The organism is Ancylobacter sp. G4_0304 (assembly GCF_047501495.1).
Lineage (GTDB): Bacteria > Pseudomonadota > Alphaproteobacteria > Rhizobiales > Xanthobacteraceae > Ancylobacter.
The window spans coordinates 14,801-35,147 of sequence record NZ_JAZDRM010000034.1 but is presented as its reverse complement, the minus strand read 5'-3'; the positions used below and the strand labels follow the sequence as shown (position 1 = coordinate 35,147).

General features: G+C 65.3%; 20 protein-coding genes and 2 pseudogenes. 10 read left to right on the top strand and 12 right to left on the bottom strand.

The window, feature by feature from the left end; translation table 11 throughout:
* The first annotated feature begins 121 nt into the window (after window positions 1-121).
* From VRZ77_RS17550 to VRZ77_RS17535, 4 genes are all read left to right on the top strand, one after another.
* Window positions 122-1,522, top strand: coding sequence for a cytochrome ubiquinol oxidase subunit I (locus VRZ77_RS17550; protein ID WP_133036448.1), 1,401 nt, complete (start codon window positions 122-124; stop codon window positions 1,520-1,522).
* Window positions 1,522-2,520, top strand: a complete 999-nt coding sequence (gene cydB / locus VRZ77_RS17545; protein WP_162853170.1) for a cytochrome d ubiquinol oxidase subunit II — start codon at window positions 1,522-1,524, stop codon at window positions 2,518-2,520. Before VRZ77_RS17550 ends, cydB begins: the two co-directional genes overlap by 1 nt.
* A complete protein-coding gene (locus VRZ77_RS17540) occupies window positions 2,501-2,635 on the top strand; it encodes a DUF2474 family protein (RefSeq protein WP_133036374.1) in 135 nt (44 codons plus the stop codon). Before cydB ends, VRZ77_RS17540 begins: the two co-directional genes overlap by 20 nt.
* A 225-nt stretch (window positions 2,636-2,860) precedes the next feature.
* Window positions 2,861-3,889, top strand: a complete 1,029-nt coding sequence (locus VRZ77_RS17535) for a L,D-transpeptidase family protein (RefSeq protein ID WP_133036373.1) — start codon at window positions 2,861-2,863, stop codon at window positions 3,887-3,889.
* A 57-nt stretch (window positions 3,890-3,946) separates the two neighbouring features.
* Here the strand turns inward: VRZ77_RS17535 and VRZ77_RS17530 are convergent.
* The 5 genes and pseudogenes from VRZ77_RS17530 to VRZ77_RS17510 all read right to left on the bottom strand — a co-directional run bounded on the left by VRZ77_RS17530 (window position 3,947) and on the right by VRZ77_RS17510 (window position 7,772).
* Window positions 3,947-5,050, bottom strand: a pseudogene (locus tag VRZ77_RS17530) (recombinase family protein).
* Window positions 5,051-5,337: 287 nt separating this feature from the next.
* Window positions 5,338-5,808, bottom strand: a complete 471-nt coding sequence (locus VRZ77_RS17525) for a DoxX family protein (protein ID WP_414593894.1) — start codon at window positions 5,806-5,808, stop codon at window positions 5,338-5,340.
* Complete coding sequence (locus VRZ77_RS17520; RefSeq protein ID WP_414593893.1) at window positions 5,805-6,563, bottom strand: putative DNA-binding domain-containing protein; 759 nt, start codon at window positions 6,561-6,563, stop codon at window positions 5,805-5,807. The genes VRZ77_RS17525 and VRZ77_RS17520 overlap by 4 nt, the downstream gene beginning before the upstream one ends.
* Before the next feature lie 3 nt (window positions 6,564-6,566).
* Entirely contained in the window at window positions 6,567-7,421 is an 855-nt protein-coding gene (locus VRZ77_RS17515) for a DUF692 domain-containing protein (protein WP_414593892.1), read from the bottom strand.
* 63 nt (window positions 7,422-7,484) lie between these two features.
* Window positions 7,485-7,772 (bottom strand): DUF2282 domain-containing protein, encoded by a 288-nt coding sequence (locus VRZ77_RS17510; protein WP_414593891.1) that lies wholly within the window; start codon window positions 7,770-7,772, stop codon window positions 7,485-7,487.
* A gap of 196 nt (window positions 7,773-7,968) precedes the next feature.
* Here VRZ77_RS17510 and VRZ77_RS17505 point away from each other — a divergent pair, with 196 nt between their 5' ends.
* A complete protein-coding gene (locus VRZ77_RS17505; protein WP_414593890.1) occupies window positions 7,969-8,517 on the top strand; it encodes a sigma-70 family RNA polymerase sigma factor in 549 nt (182 codons plus the stop codon).
* A 13-nt stretch (window positions 8,518-8,530) separates the two neighbouring features.
* Complete coding sequence (locus tag VRZ77_RS17500; protein WP_414593889.1) at window positions 8,531-9,166, top strand: NrsF family protein; 636 nt, start codon at window positions 8,531-8,533, stop codon at window positions 9,164-9,166.
* A gap of 348 nt (window positions 9,167-9,514) precedes the next feature.
* Here VRZ77_RS17500 and VRZ77_RS17495 read toward each other — a convergent pair whose 3' ends face one another.
* On the bottom strand, window positions 9,515-10,528 hold the full coding sequence (locus VRZ77_RS17495; protein ID WP_414593888.1) for a LysR family transcriptional regulator: 1,014 nt from the start codon (window positions 10,526-10,528) through the stop codon (window positions 9,515-9,517).
* 61 nt (window positions 10,529-10,589) lie between these two features.
* Here VRZ77_RS17495 and leuC point away from each other — a divergent pair.
* From leuC to VRZ77_RS17475, 4 genes and pseudogenes are all read left to right on the top strand, one after another.
* Window positions 10,590-12,036 (top strand): annotated as a pseudogene (gene leuC / locus VRZ77_RS17490) (3-isopropylmalate dehydratase large subunit).
* Entirely contained in the window at window positions 12,021-12,632 is a 612-nt protein-coding gene (gene leuD, locus VRZ77_RS17485) for a 3-isopropylmalate dehydratase small subunit (protein ID WP_414593887.1), read from the top strand. The pseudogene leuC and the gene leuD overlap by 16 nt, the downstream one beginning before the upstream one ends.
* A gap of 36 nt (window positions 12,633-12,668) precedes the next feature.
* A complete protein-coding gene (locus tag VRZ77_RS17480; protein WP_414593886.1) occupies window positions 12,669-12,788 on the top strand; it encodes a 2-hydroxycarboxylate transporter family protein in 120 nt (39 codons plus the stop codon).
* Window positions 12,789-12,966: 178 nt separating this feature from the next.
* Entirely contained in the window at window positions 12,967-13,857 is an 891-nt protein-coding gene (locus tag VRZ77_RS17475; RefSeq protein ID WP_414593898.1) for an alpha/beta fold hydrolase, read from the top strand.
* Here the strand turns inward: VRZ77_RS17475 and VRZ77_RS17470 are convergent.
* From VRZ77_RS17470 to VRZ77_RS17445, 6 genes are all read right to left on the bottom strand, one after another.
* Window positions 13,797-14,333 (bottom strand): hypothetical protein, encoded by a 537-nt coding sequence (locus tag VRZ77_RS17470; RefSeq protein WP_414593885.1) that lies wholly within the window; start codon window positions 14,331-14,333, stop codon window positions 13,797-13,799. The genes VRZ77_RS17475 and VRZ77_RS17470 overlap by 61 nt on opposite strands.
* A 531-nt stretch (window positions 14,334-14,864) precedes the next feature.
* Window positions 14,865-15,770 (bottom strand): polysaccharide deacetylase family protein, encoded by a 906-nt coding sequence (locus VRZ77_RS17465; RefSeq protein WP_414593884.1) that lies wholly within the window; start codon window positions 15,768-15,770, stop codon window positions 14,865-14,867.
* 10 nt (window positions 15,771-15,780) lie between these two features.
* Entirely contained in the window at window positions 15,781-17,304 is a 1,524-nt protein-coding gene (locus VRZ77_RS17460) for an amidohydrolase family protein (RefSeq protein WP_414593883.1), read from the bottom strand.
* Entirely contained in the window at window positions 17,301-18,047 is a 747-nt protein-coding gene (locus VRZ77_RS17455; RefSeq protein WP_414593882.1) for an aspartate/glutamate racemase family protein, read from the bottom strand. The genes VRZ77_RS17460 and VRZ77_RS17455 overlap by 4 nt, the downstream gene beginning before the upstream one ends.
* The gene (locus VRZ77_RS17450; RefSeq protein WP_414593881.1) at window positions 18,044-19,162 is read right to left on the bottom strand and encodes an ABC transporter ATP-binding protein; all 1,119 of its coding nucleotides are present in this window, start codon (window positions 19,160-19,162) and stop codon (window positions 18,044-18,046) included. The genes VRZ77_RS17455 and VRZ77_RS17450 overlap by 4 nt, the downstream gene beginning before the upstream one ends.
* Before the next feature lie 5 nt (window positions 19,163-19,167).
* Window positions 19,168-20,277, bottom strand: coding sequence for an extracellular solute-binding protein (locus VRZ77_RS17445; protein ID WP_414593880.1), 1,110 nt, complete (start codon window positions 20,275-20,277; stop codon window positions 19,168-19,170).
* Between the last annotated feature and the right edge of the window lie 70 nt (window positions 20,278-20,347).

Below are 20,347 nucleotides of genomic sequence, written 5' to 3'. Positions count from 1 at the left end.
AAGCCCGACAATGAACGTGAAGCTCGGCCGCGGAGCGGAGTTTCAGTACTCGACGGGTCGGCTGTTGTTGGCGGGCGGCGCGTCGGGACCCGCACCTCTGCTCAATCCGAGGAAAACCGCGATGCTCGACGCCCTGCTGCTCGCCAGAATCCAGTTCGCCTTTACCGTCAGCTTCCATTTCATCTTCCCGGCTTTCTCCATCGGCTTGGCGAGCTACCTCATGGTTCTGGAGGCGCTCTGGCTGAAGACCGGCAATGGGGTCTACGCCAATCTGTACCGGTACTGGCTCAAGATCTTCGCACTTGCGTTCGGGATGGGCGTCGTATCGGGGATCGTCATGTCCTACCAGTTCGGCACGAACTGGTCGGTCTTTTCCGACAAGGCCGGTCCCGTCATTGGTCCGTTGATGGCCTACGAGGTGCTGACGGCCTTCTTCCTTGAGGCCGGCTTCCTTGGCGTGATGCTCTTCGGCATCAACAAGGTCGGGCTGAGACTGCATTTCGTGGCGACCTGCATGGTCGCGCTCGGCACCTTCATTTCCGCCTTCTGGATTTTGTCGGTCAATAGTTGGATGCAGACGCCGACCGGCTTCGAGATCGGCGCCAACGGCCAGTTTCTGCCCGGCCCGAGCTGGTGGGCGATCGTTTTCAATCCAAGCTTCCCCTATCGCCTCGTTCACACCGTCATCGCCGCTTACCTCACAACGGCGTTCGTGGTCGGCGCGGTCGGCGCTTGGCATCTTCTCAAAGACAAGACGAATCCCGGCGCGCGCAAAATGTTCTCCATGGCGATGTGGATGGCGGCGATTGTCGCGCCGATCCAGATCTTCGCCGGCGATCTGCATGGCCTTAATACGCTCGAGCACCAGCCCGCCAAAGTGATGGCGATGGAGGGGCACTACGACAGTCATCCCGAAGGTGCGCCGCTCATCCTGTTCGGTATCCCCAACAGCGCCGAGAAGCGCGTCGACTACGCCCTTGAGATTCCGAAGGCGTCCTCCCTCATCCTAAAGCACGATCTTAATGCGCCCCTGGCCGGACTCGACACGATTCCCGAGGATCAGCATCCGCCGGTTGGCGTGGTCTTCTGGTCCTTCCGCATCATGGTTGCTCTGGGTTTCGCGATGCTGGGGCTCGGCCTTTGGAGCCTCGCCGCCCGGTATCGCAAACGTTTTTACGATTGGCCGTTGCTACATCGCGCTGCGATCGCAATGGGGCCGAGCGGTTTCGTGGCGGTGATCGCCGGCTGGGTCACAACCGAGGTCGGGCGTCAGCCTTTCACAGTCTACGGCCTGCTGAGGACGGCGGAATCGGCGGCGCCCTTGGAGGCACCCGCTGTCGCCGCCTCATTGGTCGCGTTCATCGTCGTTTACTTCGCGGTTTTCGGCGCGGGGACCTTCTACATTCTGAAGCTAATGGCCAAACCACCGCAGCCCCACGAGACAGCCGATCCGTCGGGTGGAAAGCCTATCCGCGCCGCCGGCATCACCCCGGCAGTGGCCGTCGAAGGGAGAGCGTCGTGATGATCGATCTCACCATCATCTGGGCAGCGATCATCGCTTTTGCCGTGGCAGCCTATGTCGTCATGGACGGGTTCGATCTCGGAATCGGTATCCTGTTCCCGACGTTTCGCGTTGGCGGCGAGCGCGACCGCGCCATGAACAGCATCGCGCCGGTTTGGGACGGCAACGAGACCTGGCTAGTTCTCGGCGGCGGCGGCCTGATGGCCGCGTTCCCGCTTGCGTACGCAATCGTGCTTCCGGCCCTCTACGCTCCGCTCATCGCAATGTTGCTTGGCTTGGTATTTCGCGGCGTCGCCTTCGAATTCCGGTGGCGTGATCCCGGCCATCGACGTTTCTGGGATATAGCCTTTTGCGGCGGGTCGGTTGTCGCCACTTTCGCTCAGGGGATCACGCTCGGCGCGCTTCTTCAAGGCATCCATGTCGAGGGCCGGGCCTATGGCGGCGGCTGGTGGGACTGGCTCACCCCGTTCACCCTTCTTACGGGTGTCAGCCTAATGTCGGGATATGCACTGCTCGGAGCGGGGTGGTTGATCTGGAAGACTGACGGCCCAACGCAGGCCCATGCGCGCAAACATGCTCGCATGCTCACGATCGCCCTTGTCGGGGCAATCGTCGCTGTCAGCACGGCGACTCCCTTTCTCGATGCCAGCTATTACCAACGTTGGTTCGGCTGGCCGGGTGTGCTCGCCGCGGCCCAAATGCCTCTGCTCGTCGCCATTGCCGCATTTATTCTCTGGCGATCGATCGACCTCGGCCGTGACTGGCTGCCGTTTGCGATGACGCTTATCCTGTTCGGTCTCTCGATGGCCGGGCTGGCGATTTCGATCTGGCCCGATGTGATCCCCGGCCGCGTTTCGATCTGGGATGCCGCCGCGCCCGAACGAAGTCAGGTCTTCATGCTGATCGGTGCGGGCCTGCTCGTCCCGGTTATCCTGGCCTACACAGCCTGGGCCTATTGGGTCTTCCGAGGCAAAGTCGATGAAACCGGATACCACTGACAAGGCTTTGCCGAAGCTCTGGAAACGTCTGATGTGGTTCGCCGCCATCTGGCTTGCCAGCGTCCTGGTGTTGACGCTGGTCGCTTTCGTTATCCGAGCGGTTCTCAAAACCTGATGCAGACTCAGGGCGTCTACGCCGCGACCATCGGACCATTTGGCTGCAATATCCAGATGTACCGTTGGTTCAATCCGCGGAAAGTCATGCAATAGGGATCGCTCGAAAATCATGATCCATATAGCTATTTGCCGATCTCACTGTCTCCTTTGCCGAGGGTTCCTCCTTTAAGCTTGCGTTAAGTTTGAGATGTTGCCTCGGGCGATTGGAAACGGGGGAAGGACGTTGAAGCCCGGCAAAATGATCGCCCGCCGAAGCGCGTTGCGGACCATCGCGAACTCGGCTGCTCTATTAGGGGCGGCGGCGCTTGGGGGCTGCCAGACCGACATATTGGCGAGCGCCAGCACTAAGGCAACCGCCCCTGTCCCGAGCAGGCTGCGAGCAGAAATGGCAACTCTGAACATGGAATTTGGGTCGCCGATCCTCCTGCGCGTATTCAAGGTGGAAGCCGAGCTCGAAGTCTGGAAGGAAGATCGCAAAGGCCGCTTCGTGCTCCTGAAAACCTATCCAATCTGTAAGTGGTCAGGAGATCTCGGCCCGAAGATCACGGAAGGCGACCGGCAGACGCCGGAAGGCTTTTATGACATCACGCCGGCGCAGATGAACCCGAATTCGGAGTATTATCTGTCGTTCAATCTCGGCTTCCCGAACGCCTTCGATCGTGCCCATGAGCGCACCGGAACCCATCTCATGGTGCATGGCGATTGCTCTTCGCAAGGCTGCTACGCGATGACCGACGCGCAAATCCTGGAAATCTTCGCACTCGGCCGGGAGTCCTTCTCCGGCGGACAGAGATCTTTCCAAGTGCAAGCTTTCCCGTTCCGCATGACCCCCGCCAACATGGCCAGGCATCGCGGAAACCCCCACATGCCGTTCTGGCGCATGCTCAAGGACGGCAACGATCATTTCGAGGTGACGCACCGCCCACCTAAAGTCGATGTCTGCAATAAACGCTACGTGTTCAATGCGTTCGCGCCAGGAGATGATGCCATTCAGTTGAAATTCGATCCATATGGCGAATGCCCGGCCTATGAAGTGCCACCGGAGATCGCTCAGGCGGTGCGGAAAAAGCAGCGCCGTGATGACCAGGAGTTCGAGCAACTCGTCTCGCAGGGCGTGGAAACTGCCCCGATCAAGAGCGGGCGCGATGGGGGAATGCACCCGACTTGGGTCTCAAAATTGCGCCCGCGAGAAATTATCGATGAGCACGGTAATCTCAAGCTAGTCGTTAGTAAGACCGACTTCAGCCGATAATTCCTGGCAATCCTTCGCGTCGACTCGATGGACGTGGCGCCGAAGTTCTGGCAACATTTATGCTGCCGTACGAAAAAGCAAGTTAAGATGGGTGCATGCTCCCGCAACCATCTTTGCTGGCGTCGATCGCAAGTTATGATCGACGCCGGTCCCCGCAACCATCTTTACTTGCTCGGGGCGCAAGTGAAGATTAGATCCTGCCCCCGCAACCACTGATACCGACAAACCCGCAGCCTCGGCTGCGGGTTTTGTTTTTCTGCCGGTCTTTTTGGTTGCTTGGCGCTCGGTCCATTCGAGGATGGTAAGCCGTTCGCCGTGCAGCGCCGCGAACATCTCGCCTCGTTCATTGCCGGGCGTCAGCACGATCCGCTCGACCAGCATCCGCAAGGCTTCCGCTGCTTGAGGCCTTTCTTCTGGCCGGTTCAGCGCGTGGGTCAGCGTCGCGACCTTGCTCGCATAGATTGCCGCGGCCCTCGCCAGCATGTCCGGCACGTCGTTGGGAACGTCGGCCAGCAGCGCTGAAAGCTCCTTCTTTCGCGCCTCCAACGCGTCCATTTCGGCCTTCATGCTCTCATGGAACATTCCAGCCTTGATGGCCTCGATGATACCCCTGATCTGCTTCTCCACCTTGACCAGCTCGGTTTTCCAGGCGTCGCCATTCGAGCGGCGCTCCCGGTTGAGCCGGTTCTTCACCACCTTGTAGCCGTAGCAGAGCCCACCGCCCGACTTGCCGTCCTCGATACGACCACGGAGGCCGCGATGCGTCTTGGCGGCAAGGTCCTTGAGGAACAGCGCATTCATCGTGCCCTTCAGGCCGACGTGCAATTCGCTGATCTCGCCCTCGGCCAATGTGACGATCGGCACGCCGGCGAATTTGAGGTGCTTGAACAGCGTCGCAATATCAGCCTGGTCGCGGCTGATGCGGTCCAGCGCCTCGGCCATCACCACATCGAATTATCCCGCTTGGGCGTCCTGCAACAGCATCTGGATGCCCGGTCGCAGGATCATGCTCGAACCGGAAATCCCTGCGCCCTTGTAAGTGGCGACCACGTTCCACGTGTCGCGTCTCGCCTGCTCCCGGCAGAGGCGAAGCTGATCTTCGATTGAGGCTTCCCGCTGATGATCTGAGGAATAGCGGGCATAGAGCGCGACGCGGGTCATCGACCTTCCTTTCGGCTACACCTGACCCGGCGACAACAAACGCCACGGAACATCGCCGTGGCGTTTGCTTTTTGTCGAGCTTCTTATCCGGGCCAAAAAATTCCCGCACCGGTCGGGTAGCCGCCGACGAAGAAAGGCATCGAGCGCGCCGTCACGCAGCCGGTCGCCGGCCGGGCCCAGCTTGAGATATTCCGGCTTGATGACTTCTCGGTCAGCCCATATCGATGCGTGAGGTCCGCGCTTTGGTCGAATGGGCTGGCCGTGTTTCCCGGATAGTCGCGAGCGCTTCACGATCGCGACCGCTTTGCGATCAACGAATCCAAAGAGATCGCGCCGGGTCCGCGCAGGATGAGCAGCAGGAAGCAGGTCGCCCACACGCCATGGGTGGGCCAGGCGTCGGGATAGACCAGGATCTCGATCACCATCGTCATCCCGAACAGCGCAAGCGCCGAGAACCGTGTCGCAAGGCCCAGCGCCAGCAGCACCGGGAAGAAGTGCTCCGCGAAGGCGGCGAGGTGGGCGGCGAGCGACGGATCGATGACGGGTAACCGGTACTCTTCCTGAAACAGGGCGACGGCACTGTCCGTCACCTGCCAGCCTTCGACCTTGGTCTGGCCGGACTGCCAGAACACGGTCGCCGGGAAGATGCGCGCGCAGAGCAGCACCAGCGAGAGCGGGACGGTGTCGAGCCGGTCACGCACGCGCAGTATCGTGGAAGAGAGGCTGGCCGCCGAAGCACGGTGATCGATCGCGGTCATGAAACGTCTCCATCGAGAACGTGGATGCGGGTCGCCAGGCCATTGCCAATGAGGGTGGCGAGCGCAGCGGGCAGATCGAAATCCGGCGCCTCCTGTGCGACCCCGGCGGCCGCGATGCCGAGCGGCTGACCCGCGCCGAGCTCGCCAAGGAACAGCGCGGCCCCCGTGGTCAGCGGACGTACGACGGCGTCGAATGCGGGGCGGTCGACCACCACCGCCTGCGGCAGCCAGTCGTCTATGGCCGCGGCAGGTTGCCAGCCGCTTGCCAGGGCGAAAATAGCCCAGATCGGATGAGGCGAGCGGAGCACCGTGACCGCCGGATGAAGCTCGACGTGCATCGCCGAGATCTCATCCGGCGTCAGCACCGAGAAGGCCTCCGCGCCAATCCGAGGCACGTCCGCCGCATGGTAGGCGCGCGTGCGGGCAATCTCGATCCGGGCGACGTCAGCGAGGTAGGGCATCTCCTCCGCTGGTTCGAAGCCGGCGATGAAGGCCGGCAGCTCATCGCCGAAGCTCATCAGCACCGGCGAGCTCGGCGGGTGCGCACGGGTGAACTCCCACGCCATCGCACGGAAGAATTCCTCACCCAGCAGCGAGACCAAAACGGGGAACCGCGTCTCAAGCGCGCGGATCAGCCCGACTGCAACATTGTTGCGGTAGATCGCGAAGCGCCGCTCGGCATGCCCGGCGAATTCCGGCGGCGGGCGACGATCCGGCGCTGTGAGCGCCGCCGCAAACAGTGTGAGCGCGGTCATGGCTCAGGCCGCTACGCGGCGGAAAGGGCGCGCCAGCACCGTAGCCGCACGCGCCGCCTCGGCGCGGAGCGCCGGCCATGAGGGCACGTCGTTATCCCATTCGATCAGGCTGGGGAGCGGCGCGGTGCGTGCGATCACCTCGGCGAACAGGGTCCAGACCGGATCCGCGACCGCGCTACCATGGGCATCGATCAGCAGTGGTGCGCCGTGGTCGTCCATATCCTCGTCATGGCCGCCGAGGTGGATTTCGCCGACCGCTTCGAGCGGAAAATTGGCGAGATAGGACCGCGCATCCGTGCCGTGGTTCACGGAGGAGACGAAGACATTGTTGATGTCGAGCAGAAGGCCGCAGCCGGTGCGGGCCACCAGCGCAGCGAGAAAATCCACCTCGCCGATCGTGCTCTCCTCAAAGCGCACATAGGTCGATGGGTTCTCCAGCAGCATGCGGCGCCCGAGTGTGTCCTGTACCTCGGCTATATGATCGGCGACCCGGGCCAACGTCGTTGGCGTATAGGGCAGCGGCAGCAGATCGTTGAAGAACGCGCCGCCATGGGACGACCAGGCGAGATGCTCCGAGAAGCTCTCCGGCCGGTAGCGCTCGATCAGAGCCTTGAGACGCGCCAGATGCGCCTTGTCGAGCGACGCCTCGCCGCCGATGGAAAGTCCGACGCCATGGATGGAGAGTGCGAAGCGCTCGCAAAGCGCCGCAAGCTGGGCATGAGGCCGCCCGCCGTCACCCATATAGTTCTCGGCATGGATTTCGAGAAAGGTGATCGGAGCGGCAGGATCGGCAAGGATCGCGTCGAAATGTTCGGGCTTGAAGCCGACACCGGCGCCGGCGGGAAGTTTCGTCGTCATGGAAATCTCCTGCGTGGGATGCGGAGGGCGCGAAAAGGCGCCCTCCGGTTCGCGGGATCGGTGTCACATGGCCTTCAGATGGCCCATGCCCTTCGGGGTCTTGATGTTCTCGCAGGTGCCCTTGGCGACGTATTTCCAGGCCTTGGCGTCGTAATTCACCTTGGAGGTACCGGCGCAGGTGGTGCCGGCGCCAGCGGCACAGTCATTCTGGCCAGCCATCGAGACGCCATAGCACTTGTCCATGTTCGGCTGCGGAGCGACCGGGCCGGCGGAGGCGGCGGCCACCATGCCGAGCGCAGCGGCGAGCGAACCGGCGAGGGTGGCGGCGGCGAGGGTGTTCTTGGTGGTCATGGAAGGATGTCCTCTGTGAGGTTGCTTTGGCGCGGGCCTGTCATTCAACCCGGCGCTACATCCTCTTTCGGACGTGCCCGCCATTGCGTTACAGCGGTGAGCGAAGAAAAATGCCGCGGCACAAATTTCGCCGATCGCGCGGCTGCACTGTAACGATCGGCCCGCAGCCAACGAACTTACCTTCGGGGACGTGTTGATGGATGATCGCGAGCAGCGCTGGATGCAGTTGATGCAGGCGGCGCTGGGTGGCGATGAGTCAGCCTATGAGCGGTTGCTGCGTGAGATCGCGCCCGCAATACGAACCATCGTGCAGCGGCGCCTCCGACAGATGGGCGCGCCGACAGGTGAGAGCGAGGATGTGGTGCAGGAGACGCTGCTGGCGGTGCATCTGAAGCGGCATACCTGGCGGACGGGTGACCCACTCGGGCCGTGGCTCCGCACCATCGCGCGCAACAAGCTGATCGACCATCTGCGTCGGCGCGGGCGGCGGGTGGAAGTGCCGGTGGAGGATTTTGCAGAGCTGCTCGCCGCGCCCGAGGAGCGTCCCGGCACCGAGGCCGAAGATGTCGAACGCCATTTGGCGCTGCTGCCGGATAAGCAGCGCTCGGTGATACGGTCGATCGCGGTCGATGGGGTCTCGGTCGGCGAAACCGCCGAACGCATGAAGATGACGCCGGGCGCGGTACGCGTGACACTGCATCGTGCCTTTGCCAGCCTGTCGGCCAGGCTGAAAGCCGACGAATGAAGGACCGGATGACGTGAGGACCGAGGATCTCATACGCGGCCTTGCCGCCGATACGCGGAGGGAGCGCAGCCTTGAAAGCGGCCTTGCGCGTGCGCTCGGCATCGGGCTGGCGGGAGCGGTCGCGCTGTTCGCGCTGATCCTGGCGCCACGCGCAGGCATGCCGGGATTGATGCTGGAGCCACGCGTCCTGCTCAAATTCGTTGTCACGCTGTCACTGGCTGCGGCCTTACTCTGGTTGGCGCTGCGTCTCGTGCGTCCGGGCGCGGATGCGCGGGCTTTGGTTTGGGCGCTCTCCATCCCAGCCGGCGCCCTGCTTCTGGGGGTGGTCGCGGAACTCGTCGTCACGCCGCCACCAAGTTGGATGCCAGGCCTCATCGGCCACAACGCAATCTATTGTCTGGTTCTCGTGACGTTGATGGCTGCCCCGGTACTGGCGTCCATGCTCTACGCATTGAAGCGCGGGGCGCCGGAGCACCCAATGCTTGCGGGCGCGGCTGGCGGCGCGCTGGCCGGTAGCCTTGGAGCCGCGCTCTACGCGCTGCATTGCGTCGACGATTCCCCGCTCTTCGTGCTGGTCTGGTACGGATTGGCCATCGGCTTCATCACTGTCGTCGGCGCGCTGATCGGCCGGCGTATGCTGGCGTGGTAGCGGGGGAGACCTGGTAAATTTACCGACTACCCTTTGACTGGCAGGCGACCTTCAAAGACCCAGTTCCGAGTCAAGCCGCGACCTCTGCGGCAACTGGGAGTGTATGCTCTCCTTTAGGACGCTAGCCTCGCAGCGAGGCAGGCGACTCTGGCACGAGATCGGACTGCTCGAGCCGCTCCTTCGGGGACGCTACAAAACGTAAAGGGCCCCTCAAGGAGCGGATTCCTCCATCAAGAACTGGCCCCTGTTTTTCACCACGTCTCGCGCGTCAACGCGGGTGACAGCGGAGTGATCAGCAGGTCCGAGACCGCGTCGAATAGTGAGCAATCGGGGAGAGATTGCCGGCGGCTATCGGCGGTTCAGATCACCTGCAACGGCGGCCCAGAAAGCCTCAGCGGTGCTCGAAAGGCGCGTGCGCGGGCGGAAGAGCTGAATCTCTATGGTAATGTCCCATGTGGTGTCGCCGGCGCGGACGAGCGTGCCCTGCGCCAATTCCTCGCCGATGAGGCTCTTCGGGAGAAAGGCCAGCCCTCGCCCCTCCACCGCCATGGTTACCAACAGCTTGGCCACATGGGACTGGAAACAGGACCGCAGGAAAGCCCTGTCCGGCGCACCCTCGCGCACCGCCGCGATGATGCGGCCCATGCCGGATTCCGGCCGGTAGGAGAGATAGGGCAATGGCTGCTCCTCGGTTCCCGGCAAGGCGAAGGACGGACTGCCGCCTTCTCCCGTCGGAGCAGAGACGGGGATGAGCACGTCCACACCAACGGGATGGGACAGGAACTGGCGCGGCGTCAGCAGTGTATCGGCGGCCGGGTGGTGGTGGGCCAGCAGGAACTGCGCCTGCCCCTGCAGCATCAGGCGCTCGCAGGCCACCATGTGATTGGCGACGAGCTGGATGTTGGCGACGAACCGCAGCCGGTGCTCGACGGTGCGCAGCCAGCCGGGAAAGAAGGTCAGTGCCAGCGCATTGGTGGCGGCGAATTGCAACTGCTCCATGGTCCCGCTTGCCTGCTCACGGGCGACGGAGCGGCCGACCGCGAGGCGCCGCAACACGTCCTCCGCGGTCTGCCGGAAGCTGTCACCGGCGGGCGTCAGCTCCACCTTGTGGGTGGTGCGGAAGAAGAGCGGCGTGCCCGCCCAGTCCTCCAACGCGCGGATCCGCCGGCTCAGTGCCGGCTGGGTGATGTGCCGCTCCTCCGCGGCACGGGAGAAGCTCCCGGACCCGGCCACGGCGAGGAAGTCCTCCAGCCACGCGATCTCCATGGGTTCACCTCTGGTTCCTGCCATCATCGCGGCATTGCCGCCGTCATATCCCAGGTCGTAATGCACGGGGCGCATAACGATATAGCCAGCCGGCATTGGAGTGACCCCGGCCCATTCGCCATGCTCTGCGCGACAATCGTCACGGAGGGGAGCGAGCATGGCAGGGCCCCGCACGCTGTATGACAAGATCGTGGCCGCCCATACGGTGCGGGCGCTCGACGACAAGGACCGCGTTCTGCTCTATGTGGATCGCACCATCCTCAACGAATACACCAGCCCGCAGGCCTTCAGCGGCCTCCGCGAGAGGGGCTGCAAGGTGTGGAATCCCGCTGCCGCGCTGATGGTGGTTGATCACGTGAACCCCACCACGCCGCATCGGACAGCGCAGATGCCCAGCCGGAGCGGCCCGGCAGGCTGCCTATTTTGCGCAGAACGCCCGCGACTTCGGCATCGAGCTGATCGACGTCCTGGACCCACGCCAGGGTATCGAGCACGTGGTGGCGCCCGAGCAGGGACTGGTGCTGCCGGGCATGGTCGTGGCGGCCGGCGACAGTCACACCACCTCCTATGCCGCGTTGGGGGCGCTGGGCTTCGGCATCGGCACCTCGGACATCGAGCATTATCTGGCCACGCAGACCCTCGTCTACCGCCGCCTCAAGACCATGCGCATCACCCTTCATGGCGTGCCGGGTCTCGGCGTCACCGCCAAGGACATGGTGATGGAGGTGATCCGCCGCATCGGCGCCGATGGGGCCGTCGGCCATGCGGTGGAGTTCGACGGACCGGCGCTTTTCGCGCTCTCGGTGGAGGAACGCATGACGCTCGCCAATATGATCGTGGAGGCCGGCGCCCGGGGCGCGGTCATGGCGCCGGACGACAAGGTGTTCCGCTACGTCGAGGGGCGCCCCCGCGCGCCCCGTGGCGTGCTGTGGCAGCAGGCACTGGCCGCCTGGGCGGGCCTTGCCTCCGACCCTGGCGCCCGCTTCGACCGGAGCTTCTCCCTCGACGTGGGGGAGGTCGCGCCCATGGTCACCTGGGGCACAAGTCCGGACCAGGTGACGCCGGTGGCAGGGCGTATCCCAGCGCCCGAGGCGGAGCCCGATCCCGCCCGGCGACGGGCGGCCGAGCGGGCTCTGGCCTATATGGACCTCAAGCCCGGCACGCCGCTCGACGCCATCCCGGTCAGTCATGCCTTCATCGGCTCCTGCACCAATGCGCGCATCGAGGACCTGCGCGCCGCCGCCCGGGTGCTTGCGGGCCGCACGGTGGCGCCGGGCGTGCGCGCCATCGTCGTGCCGGGCTCCACCGCCGTGCGGGCGCAGGCGGAGGCGGAGGGCGTGGCTGAGATCTTCCGGCAGGCGGGCTTCGAGTGGCGCCAGTCCGGTTGCTCTATGTGCCTCGCCATGAACGACGACGTGCTGAAGCCCGGCGACCGCTGCGCCTCCTCCACCAATCGAAATTTCGAGGGCCGCCAGGGCGCCGGCGCGCGCACCCACCTGATGAGCCCCGCCATGGTGGCCGCCGCCGCCGTCACCGGCCGTATCACCGACGTCCGCCACTTCGCGGCACCCGCCAGAAAGCCAGAGCCATGCAGCCTTTCGTGAGCGTGGAGGGCGTCGCCGCGCCCTTTCTCCTGCCCAATGTGGACACGGACGTCATCATGCCGAAGACGTTCCTGAAGGGGATCGACCGCGCCGGCCTCGACCGGGGCGTGTTCAACCTTCTGCGCTTCGGGGCGGACGGCGCGCCGGAGCCGGACTTCATCCTCAACCGGCCGGGCTATGAGGAGGCGCGCTTTCTTGTGGTCGGCCCCAATTTCGGCTGCGGCTCCAGCCGTGAACATGCGGTCTGGGGCCTCGCGCAGCTCGGCATCCGCGCGCTGATCGGCACTTCCTTCGCCGGAATCTTCGGCGACAACTGCCGAAACAACGGTCTGCTCACCATCGGCCTCGATCCGGCCGTGGTGGAGCGCATCGCCGCCCTGGTGGCGCAGCCGCAGACCAACCGCCTGCGCATCGATCTGCCGGCGGAGCGCATGAGCATCGTGGCCACTAGCGAGGAGATCCCGTTCGAGATCGAGCCACTGCGCAAGGAGGCGCTTCTGCGCGGGCTCGATGCTGTGGGAACGACACTCGAGGAGGCCGACGCGATCCGGGCGTTCGAGGCCCGCCATCGCGCCGAGAACCCCTGGCTCGCCTGAGCCGTCCCATCCGCCGCCGACAGCCCGACGGGCGACGTGGCCATTCTCAGCGTCTCCAACCGCATGGGACTGATGGCCTTCGCCCAGATTGCCACGCAAGTAGGCGGGGCCATCATGATCGTCGTCGCGACGCTGCGGATGAAGGTCCTCTACTGACCCGCCGGCCCACAACAAAACCAGGGAGCAAACGCCGATGACCCAACGCAGCAACGCGCCTGCAACCCGGCCAGACCGCCTGTCGCACCGAAATCTCCTCTCCAGCGGCGCCTCGATCGCCGGCATGATGGGCGCCGGCCTTCTGCCCCGAACCGCCTTCTCCACGGAGACCAGACCCATGGACGACACTGGCATCGCGAGGCTTCTCCCCGGCTTCCGCCAGCAGCGCATCAGCACGTCGGGCGCCGAGATCAACACCGTGGTCGGCGGCAGCGGGCCGCCGCTCCTTCTGCTGCATGGCCATCCGCAGACGATGGTCTGCTGGCACAAGGTGGCGCCGGCGCTGGCGCGGAATTTCACCGTCGTCATCACCGACCTGCGCGGCTACGGCGATAGCTCCAAGCCCGACGGCGGCCCGGATCACATCGCCTATTCCAAGCGGGAGATGGCCGAGGATCAGGTGGAGGTGATGCGCCATCTCGGTTTTCCCCGCTTCGCCGCCGTGGGCCACGACCGTGGAGGGCGCGTGCTGCACCGCCTGCTGCTCGACCATCCCAATGTCGTGACGAAGGCGGCCTTGCTCGACATCGCTCCGACCGCCACCATGTACGCCAAAGCGACCAAGGATTTTGCTACCCGCTATATGTGGTGGTTCTTCCTCATCCAGCCGGCGCCGCTTCCCGAGACGCTGATCGGCAACAATCTCGACTTCTATGTCGAGACCCACATCGCCAAGCAGAACAAGACGCCTGGTGCTATCGATCCCGCCGCCTTTGCCGAGTATCAGCGGTGCTACACGCGCGAGACGCTGCACGCCGTCTGCGAGGACTATCGCGCATCGGCCGGTATCGACCTCACGCACGATGCGGCGGACGCGGACGCCAGAATTGCCGCTCCCCTCCTCGTGCTGTGGGGAGCTAAGGGCGTGGTGGGTTCCACCTACGATGTGATTGCCACCTGGCGCGAGAAGGCTCTGGACGTGCGCGGCGGCAGCCTGCCGTGCGGACACTATTTGCCGGAGGAGGCCCCGGCCGAACTGCTCGCCCAGCTCGGAGGTTTCCTGGCCTGACACCTATGGCTCTGCCTAGTTCTGATCCCGATCGTGCGCAGAGCCATTCCGGTGCCGACCGCGCCGCAGGCGACTGCACCGAACACCAGCGCCCCCACCATGATCGGTACGGAGAAAGGCCGGGACAGCGCGACATGCTCCGTCGGCACGCGCCGAAAGGCGAGGAGGCAGGCGGCTACGCTGATGAGGTTGGCGAAGGTGAGCAGCGCGGCCTTGTCCAGGGAACTGCCGGTGGCGATGTCTGCCGCCAGATAGCCGAGCACCGCGGCGGACCAGCCGCGCGGTCCGGCAAGCTCCGGCAGCCTTATGAAGAGACCCAGCAGGACCGCATTAGCCGGCCAGAAGGCGGCGAGATGGCCGCCCATGGGTCGGGTCAATATGCCGAACAGCGACCACAGCACGACGATAAGGAAGACGAGCCCAACCCATCGCCAGCCAATGGCGCCGCGCGCCTCGCTCCCAGCCACGTCGCCCATCGCGCCCGTTCCCGCTGCGCCCGCGAAACGCCGACCAGAGGGTGCCGGCGTCGATCCATGCAACCATCGTGGACTTCGGCGGTGCTGGCAAGCGGGTGTGATGCGATGGCCGATGGAGGATGACGCCCCTGTGGCGGGCGGGCCCGTCGAGGCGGAAAGCGCTGCGGCGGCCAAGGCGCGGGCGCGTGACAGGGCGGCATGTCCACGAGATCGCAGACGAGTGCCGGATTTCCGCACCTCTACACCGCCACTTCCAGGAAGTGCCGGCATAGGGGGCTGCGCACCCCCGCAACCAAAATCCTGAACAGGATCAAAGACCCGTCCAAATCGGACAGGTCTTTTTTCATCCCGACGGCCCGACACATTGCCCGCACAGCCGGCACGGCCCAGCTGGCGGCCTAGCGCATCTCTTTTCGCAAAATCGGGATACGCTTTTGCGGGGATTGCTCTAGCCGCCTTATGCGGCCCCTCGTAGCGAGACGAGAGGCGATTCGGTGGAAGCGGACCCTCGGTCGCATGATCGGATCGGATCTATCGGGCTGGGTTCATCCATTTTTCGGCCCATCCGGCAATGTCGCCCGGCCGGGCCAGCCAAATGTCGTCGCCGTGGGCGGCGATGTGTTCCAGTGCCTTTGTGAGCGCCCGCAGGCGGAAGGGTTGGCCGGAAATGAAGGAGTGCACCACCACACTCATCACCAGCGGCTGGGTGCGCGAGGCCTGCAGCATCTCGTCGAACTCGTCGATGATCATCTCGGCGAAGTCGCGGGCGCTGGCCTGACGGCCGATGATGGTGGTGCTGTCGTTGAGCTCCAGCGCATAGGGCATCGACATCAGCCGGCCGGTCTGGGTCGTCAGCCAGACCGGCTGGTCGTCCATGCGGAAATCCGCGACATATTTGAAGCCTTCCGCCGCCAGCAGATCGAGCGTCGCCGGGCTGTGGGCGAGCCAGGGGCTCGACCAGCCGGCGGGCGGGGCGCCTTCCTCGCGGCGGATGCGCTCGACCGCGGCCCGCAGATAGGCGGCCTCCGCCTGCGGGTCCATGCCGGCCAGCGTGTCGGAATTGCTGATGCCATGCGCCACCAGTTCGGCGCCGATCTCGCGCGCCGCAGCGATCACCGCCGGCGCGTGGTCGTACACCGCCGTGTTCAGCAGCACCGCCGGCCTGATGCCGAACGCGGCGAGGCGCTCGAACAGCCGGAACGCACCGACGCGATTGCCGTAATCGCGCCAGGAGGTGTTGACGAGATCGGGCTTCGAGGCGCCGGGGAACAGGTCCTCGGTCATGCCTTCGCCGAAGGAATATTCCTCGACGCCGACCGCGACATAGACCGCGAGGCCGGCGCCATTGGGCCAGCGATAGGTCGGGCGGTCCCTGATCGAGGAAAAACCGTAGCGACCGTGGGTGGCAAGCTGGGTGGCAAACGGGGTGGCGGACATCGATCTGTTCCTAATGACGTGGACCGGCATCGCCGACCCAGCGGTTCATGCCGACATCCGAGGCCGCGGCCTTGGCGTACATGGCGCGGTAGAAGGGAAGCAGCCGCTCGGCGGCCTGGGCGGCGGTTCGCAGTGCCGGCGCGCGGGCGGCGAACAGCTCGCGCGCTTCGGCGCGAAGCGCGGGCTCGTCCAGAGTGGTGAGACGGCCGTCGTCGAACACGATGCGGCCGGCGACCATGGTGAGCACGACAGAGCTGCCGTTCTCGCAATAGACCAGCTGGCGGTGCAGATCGTTCAAGGGGCTGAAGGCAAGGGTATCGAGATCGACCAGCGTCAGATCGGCGAGCCGGCCCGGCGCGATGAGGCCGAGCTCGTCCTGCAATCCCATGGCGCGGGCGCCGCCACGCAGCAGGCCGTCGAGTATCTCGCGCGCGTGCGGCCAGCTCTCATAGTCCGGGCCGGCGATGTTGTGGATCAGTCCGGCCATCTTGGCGACCGCCCACATGTTCACCGCGTCGTCGGCGATGGCCTCGTCGGTGCCGAGGCAGATCGGGATGCCGCGCTTGCGGATGGCGCGGAACGGCATGACCCCGCTGCCGAGCCGCAGATTGCTGATCGGGTTATGCGCGATTACTGAACCGGCGCGCGCGATCCGGTCGAGATCGTCTTCGTCGACCCAGATGGCGTGGATGATGTTCATGCGGCTCGACAGCAGGCCGAGATCGGACACGTAGCGGATCAGCGAGCGGCCGTCGAAGCGCTCGTGGCCCAGCACGCGCTGGAGCTTGGTCTCCAGCATATGCGCGTAGAAGGGCAGGCCGTGGCGGCGGCTGAGATCGTCCAGCGCGTGGAAATAGTCGATCGAGACGCGCTGCGGCGCCGAGCAGGAGACAGCGGCGCGCAGCCGGCCGTTCTCCGCACCGTGCCAGCGGGAGATGAGGTGATGGTACATGCCGAGCAGGCTTTCCATGCCGAAAGCACGGGGTTTTGCCAGCTCCGCCCGCAGATCGGCGGGCAGCAGTTCCTTGAGGAAGGGCAGCTTGTCGAGTTCGGGCAGGTTCGGCTCGTCGAGGGCGAGCGACACCCGGATGCCGCTATCGGCATAGGCCTGCATCACCGCGTCGATGATGTCGGCGGTCGGCTCCGGGATGAAGAACGCGTCGTCCTGCACCGCGGTCACGCCGGTCTTCAGCATCTCGGCGCAGGCGAGCTGCGTGCGGATATAGGCTTCGCGCGGGGTGGGTCGCAGCGCTTCCAGCGCCGGGGATTCGTACAGCATGAAGATTTCCAGCGGCAGGCTGTCGAGCCGCCCCTTCATGTGGTTCACCGGCGAATGGAAATGCGCGTTGATGAGGCCAGGCATCAGCAGCTTGCCGTGGCCATCGATGACGCGGGCGTCCGCCGGGGCGAGCGCGGCGGCATCGGGGCCGACGGCGGCGATGCGCTCGCCCGCGACCAGCACGTCGGTGGCCGGCGACATGCCACGATCGCCGTCGAGTTCGAGCAGATGGACACCCCGGAACAGCGTGCTCATGACGCCGGCCCGTCGAACAGCCGGCCCCAGCGCCGCCCACGCAGGTCGGCGCGGCCCGCCATGTGCAAGCCGTGCCACACCGCCAGCGTCACGGAATCGAGGATCGGGATGCCGAGTTCACGCTCCAGCGCATCGACCACATAGGCGGCGGGGAAATTGGTGCACCAGGTGAGGATGGCGTCGGGCTTCGCCCCGCCGACGTCGCGGATCATGGACGCGATCGCGGTGTCGGGCACGCCGGCATAGTCGAGATTATCAGCGATGCCGGAATGCGCCTCGGCGACGACCTCCAGCCCCTCGCGCGCGAAGCCGGCGACGAGTTTCTTCTGATAGTCGGTGGCATAGGGAGCGACCACCGCGATGCGGCGGGCACCGAGGCTGCCGAGAGCCGCTTCCAATGCGAGCGACGAGGTGGTGGCGGGAATGCCGGTCTCTTCGCTCACGCGGCGGCAGAATTCTCGGTCAGTGGCAAAGCCAAGCGTCGCGCCCTTGCTGCCGTTCCAAACGATGACATCGGGGCGCGCCTGCGCCAGCAGCCGGGCGGCGGCGAGCATGCCATCCCAGTCGTAATCGTCGGGGAAAAGGTCTCGGGCGCCGAACACCGGCGTGCGCGAGAAATGCCCGGACACCTCGGGGAAATCGGACAGGATCGCGCAGGTCACCCGCTCGACCACCAGATTGGCCGAGGGCGTGATCATGCCGAGGGCGGCGCGATACGCCGGGCGCAGTGAGGAGAGGCTCACGCCGCGTCCTCCCGCACCAGCCGGTTTCGCTCGGACGCCCAGCTCGCCAGCACCTCGCTGCCCGGTCCGATATCGGGCGCGCCGGCCTCGACGACATCGTTCTGGCGCACCGCGATCAGCGGCTCCTCGCCGGGCCGGCGCAAATAATAATGCGTGCTGACGCCGTGATAGACCACCTGCTCGACGGTCATCCGCACCGCGTTCGGGCCCGCCTCGCCATGGGCCGGCGCGATCCGCACCGATTCCGGGCGCAGCGCGATGGTGGCTCGCCCATCCGCCGGCGGCGTGCCGTCCAGCGCGAGGGTGAGGCCGTCCTCGGTGGTCACGAGATAGCCGCCGGCCTCGCGGCGGGTGACCCGGCCGTGGAAGAAATTGGAGGTGCCGATGAAGCTGGCGACGAAACGGGTCGCCGGGTTCTCATAGACCTCTCGCGGCGTGCCGACCTGCTCGATGCGGCCATTGTTCATCACCGCGACCCGGTCGGACAGCGTAAGCGCCTCGTCCTGGTCGTGGGTGACCATGAGCGTGGTGATGCCGAGCCGCTGCTGCAGCTGGCGCATTTCGATCTGCATGTTCTCGCGCAGCTTCTTGTCGAGCGCGCCGAACGGCTCGTCGAGCAGCAGCACGGAGGGCTCGACGATCAGCGCGCGGGCGAGGCCGACGCGCTGCTGCTGGCCGCCGGAAAGCTGGTGCGGCAGCCGGTCGGCGAAGGAGGACAGCCGCACGGTATTGAGCGTCGCCGCGACGCGACGGGCGATCTCGTCCTTTGGCACCTTCCGCATTTCCAGCCCGAAGGCGAGGTTGCGGGCGACGGTGAGGTGGGGAAACAGGGCGTAGTTCTGGAACAGCATGCCGATATTGCGATGATGCACCGGCGTCCGGGTGACCGAGCGGCCGGCGATACGGATATCGCCGGCGCTGGGATCGATAAGGCCGGCGATCATCCGCATGATCGTGGTCTTGCCGCAGCCCGAGGGGCCGAGCAGGGACAGGACGTGCCCCGGCTCGATGGTGAAGCTGACCCCGTGCACGGCGCGGTGGCCGCCATAGGTCTTCTGCACGTCGTCCACGGCAATGTCGGCCGCGCGGACCGCCTGTTCGGGGTGCGGGTTCATTGCCGTTATGCCGTGAAGATCTGGTTGAGGTTCTCGATCCAGCTGGAGCGGACCGAGTTCACATAGGCCCAATCCGGGCTGAACAGGCCGAGTTCGTCCATCTTGCTCTCGGGATAGGCGAGCAGGCCGGCGATCTCCGGCTTGAAGCTGAGGCCGCCGACGGCAGGCGCGGCGAGCGCGGTCTCGGCGAGGCCCTGCTGGACCGCGGGATCCAGCATCCGGTTCATGAATTCGGCGCCGAGATCGGCATTCGGCGCGTTCTTCACCAGGATCTGGCAGTTCACGCCGGCGAAGGCCCCCTCCTTGGGGAAGCACATGTCGATGCTCGCGCCCTTGAGCTTGTAGGGATAGACGTACTTGGAATATTCCGGCCCGCCGATGGCGCCCTGGCCCTGTGCCACCAGCAGCGGCGCGTCATCGGTGCTGTAGAGGTTCAGCACGTTCGGCTTCAGCTCCCGGAGCTTGGGCCAGGCCTGATCGGCGAGATATTGCGCTTCCTTGTAGGGCTTTCCGCTGGCGATGGCGGCGGCGATGATCACGGTGAACACGCTCGGCGTGGTCTTGGTGCCGACCAGCGAGACCTTGCGGGCGAAGCGCGGGTCCCACAATTCGGCATAGCTTTCCAGCGGCTTGGTGGCCTGCGGATTATAGAACAGCCCGGCCGAGGAGATGGCGAGCGCGACGCCGTAGCCGTCATTGTAGATGAAGCGCGGATAGACCTTCGCCAGATTGGGCATCTTGTCCTTGGGCAGCGGGTCGATCAGGCCCTCGCGCTTGGCGATTTCGACGCCGAGATCGTCGACGAACATCACGGTGAACTTCGGCGCATCCTTGCCGGCGCGCAGCAGTGCGATCTGGCCGAGCGTCGAGCCCTGCTGGGCGTCGATCTTGCAGTCGAACTCCTTCTCGAAGGCCGGCAGCACGGATTTGCGGATGAATTCGCCCTGCACGCCGCCCCAGATGCCGATCTGCATGGTCTTGCCGGCGGCCCAGGCATTGCGGACAAAGAAGCTGGGGGCGGCGAGGCCGGCGGCGGTCGCCGCGCCCGCCTTGAGCAGGCGACGGCGGCTGAGGCTGGTCGAAAGCACCTTGGAGGCAACTGTGGAGGTCGTCATGGCAAGTCTCCGGGTTTGCGCTCCGGCCGGGCCGCGCGCAGCGATGGGAATGGCAGGCGATGGGGTAGGA